Annotated in this window: 12 protein-coding genes and 1 pseudogene; 3 read left to right on the forward strand and 10 right to left on the reverse strand. The window is 62.1% G+C overall.

Annotation, left to right across the window (positions count from 1 at the left end):
* Window positions 1-11: 11 nt before the first annotated feature.
* Window positions 12-785 (reverse strand): amino acid ABC transporter substrate-binding protein, encoded by a 774-nt coding sequence (locus BN1120_RS02925; RefSeq protein ID WP_041214961.1) that lies wholly within the window; start codon window positions 783-785, stop codon window positions 12-14.
* 687 nt (window positions 786-1,472) lie between these two features.
* Window positions 1,473-2,051 (reverse strand): O-methyltransferase, encoded by a 579-nt coding sequence (locus BN1120_RS02930; RefSeq protein ID WP_042014667.1) that lies wholly within the window; start codon window positions 2,049-2,051, stop codon window positions 1,473-1,475.
* Between the two features lie 127 nt (window positions 2,052-2,178).
* Between BN1120_RS02930 and BN1120_RS02935 the strand changes: the two are divergent.
* Window positions 2,179-2,307: pseudogene (locus BN1120_RS02935) on the forward strand (questin oxidase family protein); the annotation flags it as partial.
* On the opposite strand, the gene BN1120_RS02940 reads toward BN1120_RS02935, so the two are convergent.
* From BN1120_RS02940 to BN1120_RS02960, 5 genes are all read right to left on the reverse strand, one after another.
* Entirely contained in the window at window positions 2,304-2,735 is a 432-nt protein-coding gene (locus BN1120_RS02940) for a hypothetical protein (RefSeq protein ID WP_042014671.1), read from the reverse strand. The pseudogene BN1120_RS02935 and the gene BN1120_RS02940 overlap by 4 nt on opposite strands.
* Before the next feature lie 44 nt (window positions 2,736-2,779).
* A complete protein-coding gene (locus BN1120_RS02945) occupies window positions 2,780-3,820 on the reverse strand; it encodes a M35 family metalloendopeptidase (protein ID WP_029314738.1) in 1,041 nt (346 codons plus the stop codon).
* 254 nt (window positions 3,821-4,074) lie between these two features.
* Window positions 4,075-4,710, reverse strand: a complete 636-nt coding sequence (locus BN1120_RS02950) for a DUF2913 family protein (protein ID WP_042014673.1) — start codon at window positions 4,708-4,710, stop codon at window positions 4,075-4,077.
* Window positions 4,711-4,824: 114 nt separating this feature from the next.
* Window positions 4,825-6,120: a DEAD/DEAH box helicase gene (locus BN1120_RS02955; protein WP_010675179.1), complete on the reverse strand. Its 1,296-nt coding sequence runs from the start codon at window positions 6,118-6,120 to the stop codon at window positions 4,825-4,827.
* Between the two features lie 245 nt (window positions 6,121-6,365).
* The gene (locus BN1120_RS02960) at window positions 6,366-7,016 is read right to left on the reverse strand and encodes a DedA family protein (protein ID WP_042014676.1); all 651 of its coding nucleotides are present in this window, start codon (window positions 7,014-7,016) and stop codon (window positions 6,366-6,368) included.
* A 332-nt stretch (window positions 7,017-7,348) separates the two neighbouring features.
* On the opposite strand from BN1120_RS02960, the gene BN1120_RS02965 reads away from it, so the two are divergent.
* Together BN1120_RS02965 and BN1120_RS02970 are read left to right on the forward strand one after the other, a co-directional pair.
* Window positions 7,349-8,317 carry an autotransporter domain-containing protein gene (locus BN1120_RS02965; protein WP_042014677.1) on the forward strand — a complete coding sequence of 323 codons (969 nt, stop codon included), beginning with the start codon at window positions 7,349-7,351 and terminating at the stop codon, window positions 8,315-8,317.
* Between the two features lie 111 nt (window positions 8,318-8,428).
* Complete coding sequence (locus BN1120_RS02970; RefSeq protein WP_042014678.1) at window positions 8,429-9,427, forward strand: DUF1176 domain-containing protein; 999 nt, start codon at window positions 8,429-8,431, stop codon at window positions 9,425-9,427.
* A gap of 40 nt (window positions 9,428-9,467) precedes the next feature.
* On the opposite strand, the gene BN1120_RS02975 is transcribed toward BN1120_RS02970, so the two are convergent.
* The 3 genes from BN1120_RS02975 to leuA all read right to left on the reverse strand — a co-directional run bounded on the left by BN1120_RS02975 (window position 9,468) and on the right by leuA (window position 13,585).
* Window positions 9,468-10,631 (reverse strand): DUF1615 domain-containing protein, encoded by a 1,164-nt coding sequence (locus BN1120_RS02975; RefSeq protein WP_042014679.1) that lies wholly within the window; start codon window positions 10,629-10,631, stop codon window positions 9,468-9,470.
* A 145-nt stretch (window positions 10,632-10,776) separates the two neighbouring features.
* Window positions 10,777-11,682, reverse strand: a complete 906-nt coding sequence (locus BN1120_RS02980; protein WP_052455399.1) for a GGDEF domain-containing protein — start codon at window positions 11,680-11,682, stop codon at window positions 10,777-10,779.
* Between the two features lie 244 nt (window positions 11,683-11,926).
* Window positions 11,927-13,585, reverse strand: coding sequence for a 2-isopropylmalate synthase (gene leuA / locus BN1120_RS02985; RefSeq protein WP_042014680.1), 1,659 nt, complete (start codon window positions 13,583-13,585; stop codon window positions 11,927-11,929).
* Between the last annotated feature and the right edge of the window lie 393 nt (window positions 13,586-13,978).

Here is a 13,978-nt window from a genome sequence, read left to right on the forward strand (position 1 = left end):
TTGCCACGATATTATTGCGAGACGTCGGTGCCGAAATATTTCTGCGATATTTTCTGATATGCGCCATCCTGCTTGGCATTGCGCAGCGCCTGATTGATGGCAGCCAGCAACTCGGGTTGCCCCTTGGCGAGCAGGGCGGCTGATTGATCCCCCTTGGCCTCGCTGGCCGCCACCTTCAATTTGGCGTCCGGCTTCTGTTTCTTGAAGTCGAGGAAGGAGAGGCTGTCGTTGATGGTGGCATCCACCCGCCCGGTCAGCACCAGTTCGAGTGACTGGTTGAATCCCTCGGTGGCTACCACCTCGGCGCCCGATGATTTCGCCAGCTGGGCGAAGTTGCTGGTCAGGGACTGGGAGGATTTCTTGCCCTTCAGATCGGCAAAACTCTTGATGCTGTGGTTGTCGCTGTGCACCACGATCACCGCCTTGGATATGATGTAGGGGTCTGAAAAATCATATTTTTTCAGCCGTTCAGGGGTGATGGCCACTTCGTTGAGCACCAGGTCGTAGCGCTTGGCGTCCACCCCGGCGATAAGCCCGTCCCACTTGCCCTCGACGAACTGCGGCTTCACACCCAGACCGCTTGCAATCAGCTCGCCGATCTCCACGTCAAAGCCCACCAGCTTGCCGCTCTTGTCGTGGTAGGTGAAGGGAGGATAGGTCCCTTCGGTGCCGATCTTGATCACTCCGGCCCGCTGGATCTCGGCCAGGCTTGACTGTGCCTGTACCGATGTCATGAGTGCCAGCGGAAGTGCCGCCATTAAAAACAGGGAGTGCCGTTTTTTCATTATTCACCTCGTTATATTTATGAACATCCAGAGCGCTTGCCAACCACCACAAAATAAAACCAGCCGGTTATCATGTTTAATTTAAATTAATTATCGGCTGAGATAACCTTCATAGTGCTTGCTGACGGTATGGATGAAACATAACGTGGCTCATGGCATGACCCAACCATGAAATACGGGGATATTTAGCGAAATAATGGATAACGAATAAATAATGGCCGGGCTGGCCGAGGAATTGCCCCGCTGGCGGCGCTCCGTCAGCGGAAACCATATCAGGCGGGTTGCAGCTCCCGCGGGATGGCAGTGGCCCAATCACGACACAACGTATCAATCGGGCCAACATTCGGTCTGATGGCAAATGGGATTGCCACGCACCACGTGGGAGGTAAAGGCGCGATGGCGCGCGCCTTGACGTCACCGTCGGTGATCACCCCTTCGGTCACCACCTCCCGCCCTGCTCCAGCAGGCGGACGATGTCGACATTCCAAGGCCCGGCCGCCGGGTAGCGCCGATGGATCTCGACGAAGTTGACCCGCCCCTCGCGCCGCTCCCCCGACGTTGGCCAATCACAGAGGAAGTCATCGCTCAGCCACCTGGGGGCCCTGACGAAACCGCTGCTCTGTATGGCCTGCCAGTGGTCTGCACCACGGTTTTTGGTTCCATGGTCCTGTTTTCCATGCCTTTCCCCTACAACCGCACCACCAGCCACTCCCCCTTGCCCACCGGCACCAGGGAAGTCAGGAAATCGGGGTCACGCCGCACCTGTGCCATCCACTCCCTCATCTCGTCTTCATGGGAGATGGCATTGTCCACCACCAGCAGACCGCGGGGGGCAAGCAGGCGCTGGATCTCGGGCCACCAGGCCTGATAGTGCAGGCGATCGGAGTCCAGAAAAATGAGCTGATAGCCCGCCGTCGGCAGGCAGGGCAACAGGCTGCCGGCCTCCCCCGCCAGCTGCTCAATCCAGGGAGTGAGCCCGGCCCGCTGAAAGTTGGTCGCCGCCATGGTCCGTTTGCCCTCGTCCAGCTCGATGGTGGTCACCCGGCCCCCCAGCCGTTTCACTGCCTCGGCCAGCCAGAGGGTGGAGTAACCGTTGGAGGTGCCGATCTCCAGCACAGCCTGCGCCCCCCTCGTCTGCACCAGCACCGCCAGCAGTTCGCCGGTGTCGCGGGTAATGTTGAGCATCTTGCTGCCACGGGAGTGTTGCGCGCCGTCATTCTGCTCGCCAAAGCGCTCCAGCTCCCGTTTCAGTTGTTCCAGTGCCATGTCTCCTCCTTGACGGTGTAAACGAGTCGGCCCGGTGCATGGCATGGCTGGACCGCCCCTCATGTTCATCATTTTGCTATCGACCCACTCGGTGGCCCATCCCCTGTATCATCCGGATAAAGACGATACCCTGGATGACCATGTGATCACGCTGGTGCACTGCTGCTGGCGGGAAAGCCAATCGTCACGCGGTCTGGCGGTGGCCCCCCGCGCCGTCGGGCTGCTGGATACCAAGGGCAAGCCGCAGTTCTTCTAGGGGGCCACCCGGGTAAAGTCGACGGCGGGGCAGCTGGGCGCCACGCCCTTGGTCAGCGTCAGGGGCTGGGCACGATAGCTGAGCCGGTAGCGGCCCGATTGGGACAGATCGTAGGCCTGCGCCAGATCCGCATCGGCCTGGCTCTGCTCCCCTGCCCCCAGGTGCAGGAAGTCGCCGTCCCCGGGGGTACCTCGCTTGGCAAGCGGCCCTCGATAGTCCAGCGGCTGCCCATCGCGGGTCAGGTCGATGGCATCGGCAAACCACCCCTCGAAGGGGGTGAACCAGGTCAATACCTCGAGGGGCGTCTCCCCCCGGTTGGTCAGGGTCATCACCAGGGGCAGGGGTTCGTTCACCCCGCTCTCTGCGCTGACCGACAGCTCGCACTGCAAGGGCGCCAGTGCCAGGGTGGTGAGCAAGAGTGTCATCATGGTGCCTCCGTCAAAAAAGGGGCCATCCGGCCCCTGTTTGCAACTCAATTTTCGCTCGGAGTATTCTCGGCGAAATATTCGTGGTTGTCGGCATTGTTCAGGGCCTTCTGGGGATCCGTGCTCGCCAGATTGCGCGCATTGGCCTGACCGTATCCCAGATCGTCGGTGCCCGCCACCACGTTGAAGTGGCTCAGCTCGTGGACAATGGTGCCGGCGCGGGAATCGGTCCCGGTGACCGGCGCAGTCCAGAAGCTCTTGCACAGATAGACCTTGTAGGGCTGGTCCGGATAGACATAGGCAAAGTAGCTCTGCTTGCAACCGCAGTCGAAGGTGAGCGGCTTGTTGTCGATGGCATCCTTGATCTTGCTGAAGTTGGTCTCGGCCTGGTTCCAGCGGGTGGCGTCATAGGCGCCAAACCAGCTGCGGTAGCGCTGCCCATTCGGCTTGTCCACCGCGAGGTAGCTGCTGGAGTTGTTGGCGATGCCACTCGCGGCATCGAGCGCCGCCAGGATGTCGCTCTTCTGGGTGTTGGTGCAACGGCCGCTGAAGCTGACCGAGGCGCTCACCGCCTGGGGCTCGGCCACCGCAGCCTTGGCCAGTACCCGATCGTCGCTCACCCCGTCCACCCAGAGGGTCACGGCATTGGACTCGCTCGCCTGGGCCTGTTTGGCCTTGGCCGCTTTCCCCTCCTGCGCCACGGTCGGCAGCAGGTAACGGATGCTGTACTGGCCCTGGGCGCTCATGTCGTAGAGACCGGAGACCTCCGCCTGCACTGTCAGGCTCTGGCCCGCCTTGAGCAGTTGGTAGTCCTTGTCACTCGGTGCGGCCCGTTTGATCAGGGCCCCTTCGTAATCCACCGGCTGGCCGTCACGCTCCACCTGGAACAGGGGAGCATCCTCGCTACCCGGCAGTTGCCATTTGAGCAGACGAACCGGCTTCTCCCCGGTGTTGGTCAGGGTCAGGTTGACGCGCACATCGTCTGTGCTGCCCTCCACCAGGGTGAGCCGGGCATCGAGTCCGGCGGCGCAGAGCGGGGACGCCAGCACGCCGGCCAGCAACAGGGCAATTGGAGTCGCTTTCATCATGTTTCCTCATTCATTGAGTGTCGCCTTGTCAGGCGGTCTGCTTCCTTTAAGGCCCTCTTTGGGGCCCATCCACCCTAGAGCAGAAGCACCACCCCACCATCCCTCCATATGGGGGACGCCCCCCATCAGAGGGGGAGCCCCTTGGCTGCGACAAAGATTGCCCGCCCGGCCCCGGGCGTGCAGGCAACCCCGTGGGGTGCATTTGCCATAAAAAAACCCGGCGCAGGGCCGGGTGACGGGATGAGAAGGCGGGATCAGGAGGCCAGCAGCGCCAGGGCCGGCTGCGCGTTGCCCGGCATCAGCCGATAGGCCTTGTGGTGCTTGACCAAGGTGGTTTTCTTGTTGCCCTGGCTCAGCAGCAGGCCCCGGGCAAATGCCGCCTCGGCCAGTACCTGCTCGTCCCCGCGCACATAGAGGGTGAGGGGCTTGACCAGCTCACCCCCCTCGATATGACCCTGATACTCGCTGGCCGAGATGATCAGGCTGGATTGCCCCTGGCTCAGCAGCCGCTGCCGGGTGTTCAGTTCGCTGTCGGTGAACACCAGCCAGCCCGCCCCCTCCAGCGCCAAAAGCAGATCGGCCAGGCGCGCCCCCAGCTGTACCGGCTCATACATGGCACGCTCATACTGGCGCTGCACCCGCTCAAGCAGCCCCTTGAGATCGGCCCCCGCCCCCAGCGTCCGCCCCAGTTGCACCCAGGCCTTGAGATCCTCCATCACCAGCCGGGAGAAGCGTTTCTCCTTGAGAGAATCCGCCATCCAGGTACAGAGAAAGTGGCTCTCCTGGGCGGGGGTGCGTTTGCCCGTCTTCTGGGCAGCGGTGCGCTCCAGCTCCGCCAGGCTCTGGCGGGCCATCTCGAGCAGGGCCTGATTGTAAGCAGGAAGGGTCATCTCGGATCCTCTGAAACGGGGCGGCCAGGGGCCGCGTCATCGACAGCACAAAGGCGCCAGTGGCGCCTTTGGAGAGTAAACGCCCCTCCCCGACCGGGAGGGTGCGACGTTGCCTTATTTCGGCTGACGGGGCTTCTTGGCCGCCGCCAGACGCTTGAGGCGCTGACCTTGCAGTTTCGCCTCGGCCATGGCCTGGGCGGCGGCATTGTCTTCACGCTGCGGGCGCTTGCCGAAGCGGCGGCGCTCCTGCAACTGCTTGATGAGGTCGTCACGGCTGCTCACCTCGTAACCCGGCACCATGATGCGGCGGATCTTCTGGCCGATGAGGGCCTCGATCTCCAGCAGGGTGCGCTCCTCCTCGCGACTGACGAAGGAGATGGCCATGCCGCTCTTGCCAGCGCGACCGGTTCGGCCGATACGGTGCACGTAATCTTCCGCGAGGAACGGCAGATCATAGTTGACCACGTATTCCAGGCTCGGAATGTCCAGGCCGCGGGCGGCCACCTCGGTGGCCACCAGCACCCGCAGCTTGCCTTCGGTGAATTCACGCAAGGCACGGCGACGGCTCCCCTGGGCCTTGTCACCGTGCACCACGGCAGACTTGATGCCGTCGAGGTTGAGCTCCTCCACCAGTTCATCGCAGCTCTCGCGGGTGCTGGCAAACACCAGCACCTGCTGCCAGTTCTGCTTGCCGATAAGCTCGGAGAGCAGCTCGCGCTTGCGCTTCTGTTCCACCGGATAAACGGTGTGGCTCACGGTGTCGGCAGTGGAGTTCTGCTTGTCGACGGCCACCACCTGGGGTTTGTCCAGCATGAGGTTGGCCAGCTTTTTCACCGCCTCGGAGAAGGTGGCGGAGAAGAGCAGGTTCTGGCGGGTCTTGTTGACCGCCTGCAGGATCTGCTGCACATCGGCGCTAAAGCCCATGTCGAGGATGCGATCCGCCTCGTCCAGCACCAGAGTCTCGACCCCGGAGAGGCTCAGGTTGCAGGCGGTGAGGTGCTCGAGCAGACGGCCAGGGGTGGCCACTATGATGTGTGCGCCCGCTTTGAGCTTCTTGGCCTGCACATCCTGTTTGCCACCACCCACGATGGTGAGGGTAGTGATATCAAGATACTTGGCGAAATCGTTGATATTGCTCGCCACCTGGGCTGCCAGCTCGCGGGTCGGGGTCAGGATCAGCACGCGGGCATTGGAAGGTTGCACCGGCGCCGGGTTGTCTACCAGGCGTTGCAGGATGGGCAACGCAAAGGCGGCTGTCTTGCCGGTACCGGTCTGGGCACTGGCCAGCACATCGCGGCCACGGCGAATGGCCGGGATGGCCTGGCTCTGCACAGGGGTCATCTCCTGATAACCGCAATCTGAGATGGCGCGCAAAATCTCGGGGGCAAAATCGAACGATTCAAATCTCATGTTGGGTTCCTGTGTTCCAGCGGAGCTGTAGTTGGCGTGGATGGCCTGGGCCGACGTGTGGCCTGGCATCGGCGAGGCATGAAGCCAAGGACGGCTGGGTCTGACATCAGATCAGAAGATGAGCCGGAAAATGGCGGGCGCGAAGTGTAACAGATAGGCGACAGGAATGCCGCCTCAAATGGCCTGTATTTTTCCGGGGGCTGCGCCCGCCACACGCGGCAGCAGGCGCAGCCCGGGCAGTGAGATCAGCGCACCCGCTTGCTCGGACGCTTGAGCAGACGCATGCCGATGGCCGCCACCGCGATGACGAACAGCCCGAAAGAGGTGACAAGCAGGCACTTGGTCAGCAGATCCTGATGATGGGCAAAGACCGGGGTCGCCATCACCATCTTGCCCACCATGCTCAATACCAGGGACCAGAGGAAGGCGCTGGCAAAACTCGCCACGGCCACCCGCAGCAGGTGCAGGCGGGAGACTCCCATCAACATGGGGGTCAACACTCTCACGAAGGGGATGAAACGGGACACGAACATGGCCCAGAAGCCGTAACGATCCAGCAGTCGGGAGGCCCTGGGCAGGCTCCCTTCCGGGATCATTCGCTCCACATGGCCCATGAAACGGGTGCCATGCAGTGCCTGCCCCTGCCAGTAGGCGAGCACGCTCCCTATCCCGGCCGCGAGCGGCAGATAGAGCAAGGTCACCTCGGGTCCCAGCACCCCCATGCCCACCAGACCGCCCGCCAGCAGCACCAGGCTGTCACCGGGCAGGGGCAGAAAGACGAAGCTCGATTCAAGGAAGAGGATCACCACCAGACAGGTGACGAGCAGACCGATTGCCTGCATTTGTATAAGCTGATCAAAATCCTGATGCCATATGGCAAGCAGCATGTCCTGCATCTGGTGTGACTCCCATCAACGTAATGCGCATTCGTCATGATGACCCGAAGGCCCCGTCTGGTAATCCATCCCTGCTACCACCCCAATGTTCGTATGGGAGGCCTCTTATACACCCGGGGAACTGAACAATAAATTAATGTCTGTGATTTCTGCCCAGCGGTTCACCCTTCTCGCCCCCCCTGCCCCTGCCAAAGCGAGGGCAACCTGGCCCATCAGACCAGTGTGCATGCCCCCAAAACAGGACGGGTCGGCCCTTGCCAGGCTGCCAAGCCAGATGAAACCCGTTACAGTGTGAACATGCCCCGATGGACGGGGTACTCATGGAGCCAGGTATGGCAAGACAGCTCTCTTCTCACACACTTTCCTTGCTGGCGGTGCTTGCCGGCGTCTCTGCCGGTCTTGTGACAAAGGCCCGTGCCAGCGACGAGAGCCTGGTGCAACAGCGCGCCAACGCCGTCGTCTCCCTCATGAGCTACGCCGTGGTGCCGGATATCACCGCCAGCAACCTTGATATCGGCAGCGGCACCAACGACACCTCCGCCCTCACCATCACCCAGCTCGGGGGTGGCGCCACCCTGAGCGAGGATGTTCCCCTCTATCTGGAGGGCACCCTGGGCTACAGCCGCTACGATCCCCAGTTCGTGTTCACCGATGGCAACGAGACCCGCACCATTCCCACCAAATGGAACAGCCTGAGCGCCACCGGCGGCATCGGCTGGGATGTCGGCGTCCACCGGGATCGCTTTGGTGGCAATCTGGTGCTGCGGCCCATCGCCAATGTCACCCTGGGCACGGTGGCCAGCGACCTTCGCATCGGGGCCGCCCTGCTCGAGCACAGGAGCGGCCAGAATCTGGACTTCCTCGACGGCGGCACCCTCAATGTCTACGGCCTCGGCGGCTCATTGATGCTGGACTATGAGCTCTTCTCCGCCGCCCAGGACATCGATGCCGAGCTGCGCTACTCCTACCAGCATCTGCAAAGCTTCACCGGCACCGCCGAGAGCGTCAGCGGTCAGGCCGATGCGGAAAACCTCGGGCTTTACCTGCGCCGCCGCGCCCCCCTGTGGCACTGGACCCTGCTGGACAGGCCCCTTCGCTACGTGCTGGAAGGGGCCAGAACCGAATACCTGGGGCAGCAACGGGGGCTGCTCGGTTTCAACAGCCTCAACTCCCTGGGACTTGGCCTCGAACTCGACAGCAGCAAGTACGACATTTTCATCACCCGCACCCGGCTGGTGGCCCGCTATATGTTCAGCAACAGTACCAGCGGCTACTCCATCGGATTGGCGATGAGTTTCTAATCGGATCAAAGGGGTACGCCACTCGGCACAGCTCAGTCAACCCAAAACAAGATTCAATTTGAACCTTCCAGAATGCTATCCTGACCGTCCCAATGCTTCTGGAAACCTCTAATGTTCATCACAACACTATTGGCCTCTGCACTCGGCTCGTTTACTGAAGGGCTCTCTTTTCAACACAAGGACTGGGAACTGGCCTGTGACAACACGCGCACATGCCGAGCGGCAGGTTACAGCGCGGAATTGGGTGGACTTTCGGTTCTGCTCACCCGAGAGGCTGGCGCCAAGGGCACACTGCATGCCGAGCTTGCCATCGCAGAGGTTGATCAGCGGGCTCCGGCGGCCCCCGCTGATGGTTTGATCACACTGCGCATCAATGGCGAGGTGCTCGGCATCGTAAAAGAGCGGACTCCGTTCACCCAGCCCCAAACTGCAGCGCTCGTCCGAGCAATCAAAGGGACTGGCAAGGTGGTATTTGAATGGAGCAAGCACCAAGAACCGTTATCCGGTGCCGGTGCCTATGCCATTTTTCTCAAAATGGATGAGTTCCAAGGCCGTCTCAATACCAGTACAGCCCTGACCAAACAGGGCTCGTTACCCACCACAACTATTCCCCCGGCCTTGGTGGCCCCCGTGATCCATGCAGGTGCCGTTGCCGCAGACAACCTATCTCGCCCACTCACCAAGCCTGAGCTACAGAGCATAAGGGCTTGGCTGAAACAACACGTCAATGAAGATGTCTGTCCCAGCGCATATGAGAATCAGGAAGATGGCCAGATCTATCCCCTGAACCAGGAACGAGCCTTGATCCGGCTACCCTGCTGGCTCGCCGCTTACAACGACGGTTCGGCATTTATTCTGATTGATACGGACCTTGATACCAGCAGTGCAACCCTCATCAGCACTTACGCAAACGGTTATGGAGAGGGCGAACTGAGTGCCTCGCACAAAGGAAGAGGAATAGGAGATTGTTTTTCTTTCGAAAGCTGGGTATGGGACGGCCAAACCTTCGTGCAGAGTGAGAAAAGCACCACTGGTAGCTGTCGCATGATCACTCTGGGGGGAACCTGGGAGCTACCGACCATGACCAGCCAGGTGGTCAAATCACAATAAACAAGGGCGGCCCATTGGCCGCCCTTGTTGTCTCTGGCTATCAGCGAATGGTCGCCATCTTTCTGACGCAGGCCTGCTCCCTGTCATCCACCCGCTTGGCAAACCAGGCGGTGGTGAGGTTGCGGGTGATCTTGGGGCTCTTTAGCTGGATGCCGGGCAGGATGGCGCGGGGTTGCCGTGTCCCGGCCTGTTTGTCGGCCAGGGCGAAGACCCTGTGGTAGAGATCGCTTTTGGCAAAGTCGCTGCTGTCCCCGAGCTTCAGGCTCTGGTGAATGGCCTGCTTGCTCATGTTGACGCGGCTGGCGATGCTGTGGACCGCGAGTTCGGTCTTGCCGGGCAAATCCGAGTCGTAACGGATGAGATCCCCGTCCAGGGCCAGGGGCTTGCCACTCACCCGGCTTACCGCCGCCTGGAAGGCCGCATTGCGGCTCGCGTACCAGCCCGCATTGAAGTCGGCGAAGCGATAGAGGGTATCCGGGTAGTCGGCGGGATAGCCGAAGATGTGTTTGGTGCCAAACCAGATGCCTCCCCGACGAGTGAACACCTCGTGGCGAATGGACTCCTTCACGGGATAGGGGTAGCCACGGGCGTTGGCTTCGGCAAAGGCGACGCTCACCTGCATGGGGCCGCCGGTGCGCACCGGGTTGAGGTTGCCAAAGAGCTGCTTGCCCATGGGGACGCTGCCTATCATGTCTTCGAAGATCTCGCTCATCTCCCGCTCGGTGCGAAGCTTGTCGATGCGCTCGGCATAGCTCTTGCCAGTGGGGGATTGGATGGAGAGGGCCGTGCGCACCATGAACTCGGGGATGAGCAGCTTGCCGGCCCGGGCATTGATCTCCTTCCAGGCAATCTTGTTGAGGTTGGGCACCACGGGGTCCGCCTGACAGGTCGCCTCCTGCTCCGCCACCGCCAGCACGCTGCAGACGTTGTGATCGCTCACCGTCAGCCCCTGGGTGGTGAGCGCCGTCACCACGTCATTGGCCCAGCCCGGCTTGTCCACCACGTTGCGCGGCAGGAAGCGCACGATACGGCTCTTCATATCGGCCGGTTTTTGCGGCTGCATCGCCTTGGGAATGGGGCGCCCCGCCGGCGTCGCCGGGCTGGTCGGGGCGGGAGGCTCGCTGGCACAACCCGACAGCAGGGCAAGGGAAAGCAGTGACAGCCAGCGCCAATGGGCATCAAACAAGGAGTGAGAGGGGATCATGAAGGCTTCCTGAAGAGCGGGACCTGCCCCTCATCGCGAATGAGAGGGCTCGAATGCATGGAGGCGGACATTGTAGGGAACAAGTCTGACAAGATGAAGGCGGATGAACCTGCTGGCCCGCTGGCTGCGGCATTCCCTGGCGCCATCACGCCAGCTCCACCCGGTTTCGTCCCAGATGCTTGGCCTGATAGAGGGCGAGATCGGTGCGCTGGAGCAGGGCATCCACTCCCTCCCCGCTCTGGCTGATACCCAGGGCAAGGCTCACGGTGAATCTTACCCCGTCACCTGAGACCAGCTCTTCGGTCGCGCACCTTATCTGCTCCGCCAGCGCACGGGCTTTGTCGCCCGTCATGCCGGGCAGCCAGATGGCAAACTCCTCTCCCCCAAGGCGTGCCACCACCCCATCCAATGGGCAGAGCTGGCGCAGCAGGGTGCTGAATTCACGCAGTACATTGTCGCCAATCGCGTGGCCATAGCGATCGTTGATCAGCTTGAAGTGATCGAGATCCAGCAGCAGGAGCGGCGTCCCCTCCTCTCCGTGCGCCTCCAGCACGGCGCGAAACGCCCGGCGATTGGAGAGCCCGGTCAGCTCGTCTGACATGGCGAGGGAGGAGAGCCGCATCTGGGTGCCATACATCTGCTGCACCATCAGCAGCACACCCCAGGCCGAGGCCAGCATGCCGAGCGTGCGCAGGCTGTCTTCCACCGTGGAGAGCCACCAGGGCTGGAAATAGACCTCATCCATCAGATCGATGACGCCGGAAACGAGCCAGAGGATCAGCCCGCCGGTGAGGGAGAGATAGGTTCTCAAGGTGATCTGGGCACACTGCACCACCCAGAACATGAACATCAGGGTCAGCACGTTGAGCGCTTCGGCCAGAGCCCCGACGGTATAGAGGTTGTGCTCTGCCAGGGGATCAAAGCTGACCCCGGCCAGGATCCCCGTCAGCAGCAGCAGACAGGGCAGGCTCACCAGCGCGAGACGACGGCAGGGAGGAAGCGAGAAGAACCGGGCGGGGTGAACGGATAACCTGAGGGGAGTCTTCATCATGTTTTGGGCTCCAAGCGCGCATGTCTTCTATCCCGAATGGCAGCCGTTGGCTGCCATCGCCAGCGAACCCCGACGGCATTCCTGGTGGCAAATCACTGATATTGTGGGCCGATTTTTCCATAAAAAACAATCCCCTCACCATATGGGTCAGGGGATTGCTGCAACGGGGACGGCGCGATCTGCCGTGACATCGGGGTGGGCGGCCCTTCCCTGCTCCCCCTCACGGCAGGCGGGCAGTGCCGCCTCAGGCGCTCTGGCGCAGGGCCTGATGCTGGGCGGCGCCGTTGATCACCGCCTGCAGGGAGGCGTTGACCACGTCGCGACCGACGGCGACGCCACACATCCGGGTGCCCTCGACGCTCAGCAGCACATAGGCGGCGGCGCGGGATTCGGTGCCGGCGGTGAGCGCATGCTCGGAGTAATCCAGCACATCGATGTGCATGCCGGTCTGACGCTGCCAGCCGTTGACCAGGGCTGTGATGGCTCCCTCCCCTTCACCGCACAGTTGCAGGGTGCCGTGGGGGGTCTGCAACTCCAGGCGCAGGCTCTCCTGACTGTCATGACCGAGCTGGAAGCGCCCGATGCGATAGCCGTGGGCAGGCTCAAGATAGTGCTGCTCGAACAGGGTGCGGATCTGCTCCGGGCTGATTTCGCTGCTGCTCGCCTCAGCCTCGGCCTGCACCCGGCGGCTGAAGTCGATTTGCAGCCAGCGCGGCAGTTGCAGACCGAGGTCACGCTCCAGCAGATAGGTCACCCCTCCCTTGCCGGACTGGCTGTTGATGCGGATCACCGCCTCGTAGCTGCGACCGAGATCGGCAGGATCGATGGGCAGGTAAGCCACATCCCAGTAGTGATCCGGTTTTTCTGCCGCGAGAGACTTGCGGATGGCGTCCTGGTGGCTGCCGGAAAACGCCGTGTAGACCAGCTCGCCGGCATAGGGGTGGCGAGGGTGCAGGGCAATCTGGGTGCAGGCCCCCACGGTGGCGACGATGGCATCCATGTCGGACAGGTCCAGCTCGGGGTCAATCCCCTGGCTGTAGAGGTTCATGGCCATGGTGACGATGTCCATGTTGCCGGTGCGCTCCCCGTTGCCGAGCAGGGTGCCCTCGATGCGATCCGCCCCCGCCAGCACCGCCAGCTCGGCGGCGGCCACCCCGCAGCCTCTGTCGTTGTGGGTGTGGATGGAGATGCTCACCTCGGGTCGCGCCTTGAGGTGTCGGCAGAACCACTCCACCTGATCCGCAAACACGTTGGGGGTGCTCACCTCCACCGTGGCGGGGAGGTTCAGGATCATCGGGCGGGCAGCGGCGCGCCACTCGTCGATGACGGCGTCACACACCTCGACGGCGAACTCCACCTCGGTACTGCTGAAACTCTCCGGGGAATACTGGAAACTCCACTCGGTGTCCGGATTGCGGGCCGCATACTCCCGCACCCAGCGCGCCCCCTGCACGGCGATGGCCTTGACCCCGTCCTTGCCTGAGTTGAACACATAGTTGCGCTGGGTCGGGTTGACCGAGTTGTAGACGTGAACGATGGCCCGCTTCGCCCCCTTGAGCGCCTCGAAGGTGCGGGCGATCAGATCTTCGCGCGCCTGCACCAGCACCTGGATGGTGACGTCATCGGGGATGAGGTTGCGCTCGATGAGTTCGCGCACAAAATCGAAGTCGGGCTGGGAGGCCGCCGGGAAGCCCACCTCGATGTGCTTGAAACCGATGTGGGTCATCAGCGCCCACATTTGCAGCTTCTGGGCCACCGTCATGGGCTCGACCAGCGCCTGGTTGCCATCGCGCAGGTCCACGGCGCACCAGAGCGGTGCCCGCTCCAGTACCCGGTTGGGCCACTGGCGATCCGCCAGGTTGATCACGGGGGCACGGCGGTATTTGCGATGATCGAAGCTCATATTCAGATTCCCTTGACGGATGGGCGAGGCGCCGGACGACCGGGCCGACAGGCGGGTGGGGCAAGGAGGGGAAGCGGGTTGGTGCGGTAACACCGTCCCTGACGAGTCGCGCGGCGGTAACCCCGCGACCGGTTTTCCTGCGGCCCCCGTCGGTCACCGGGGCCGGCCACGGCAGCCGGATCGGGCTGCGGGCGCTGATCCTCTCGCACGCCACCTTTTGGTGTGTCGGCGCAGACGACCTTGTTTGTATGAGCACCCAGTATAGGGAGGTCGTGGGGGCGAGAGATTGCGAAGATTGCACCCCATCATGCCAATTCAGCAATATTGATGCAGTGAAAGTTCATTCATGGGGTGAGTATCACCACCCATGATGAATTATTCGCCATCTCACCC

This window comes from Aeromonas caviae, assembly GCF_000819785.1.
Lineage (GTDB): Bacteria > Pseudomonadota > Gammaproteobacteria > Enterobacterales > Aeromonadaceae > Aeromonas > Aeromonas caviae.

What these genes read in the sequence shown, in the direction of transcription:
- leuA (WP_042014680.1), bottom strand. Translation starts at nt 13,585, where the DNA reads ATGAGCTTCGATCATCGCAAATACCGCCGTGCCCCCGTGATCAACCTG.
- BN1120_RS02960 (WP_042014676.1), bottom strand. Translation starts at nt 7,016, where the DNA reads ATGCAGGACATGCTGCTTGCCATATGGCATCAGGATTTTGATCAGCTT.
- BN1120_RS02975 (WP_042014679.1), bottom strand. Translation starts at nt 10,631, where the DNA reads ATGATCCCCTCTCACTCCTTGTTTGATGCCCATTGGCGCTGGCTGTCA.
- BN1120_RS02950 (WP_042014673.1), bottom strand. Translation starts at nt 4,710, where the DNA reads ATGACCCTTCCTGCTTACAATCAGGCCCTGCTCGAGATGGCCCGCCAG.
- BN1120_RS02965 (WP_042014677.1), top strand. Translation starts at nt 7,349, where the DNA reads ATGGCAAGACAGCTCTCTTCTCACACACTTTCCTTGCTGGCGGTGCTT.
- BN1120_RS02945 (WP_029314738.1), bottom strand. Translation starts at nt 3,820, where the DNA reads ATGATGAAAGCGACTCCAATTGCCCTGTTGCTGGCCGGCGTGCTGGCG.
- BN1120_RS02955 (WP_010675179.1), bottom strand. Translation starts at nt 6,120, where the DNA reads ATGAGATTTGAATCGTTCGATTTTGCCCCCGAGATTTTGCGCGCCATC.
- BN1120_RS02980 (WP_052455399.1), bottom strand. Translation starts at nt 11,682, where the DNA reads ATGATGAAGACTCCCCTCAGGTTATCCGTTCACCCCGCCCGGTTCTTC.
- BN1120_RS02970 (WP_042014678.1), top strand. Translation starts at nt 8,429, where the DNA reads ATGTTCATCACAACACTATTGGCCTCTGCACTCGGCTCGTTTACTGAA.
- BN1120_RS02930 (WP_042014667.1), bottom strand. Translation starts at nt 2,051, where the DNA reads ATGGCACTGGAACAACTGAAACGGGAGCTGGAGCGCTTTGGCGAGCAG.
- BN1120_RS02940 (WP_042014671.1), bottom strand. Translation starts at nt 2,735, where the DNA reads ATGATGACACTCTTGCTCACCACCCTGGCACTGGCGCCCTTGCAGTGC.
- BN1120_RS02925 (WP_041214961.1), bottom strand. Translation starts at nt 785, where the DNA reads ATGAAAAAACGGCACTCCCTGTTTTTAATGGCGGCACTTCCGCTGGCA.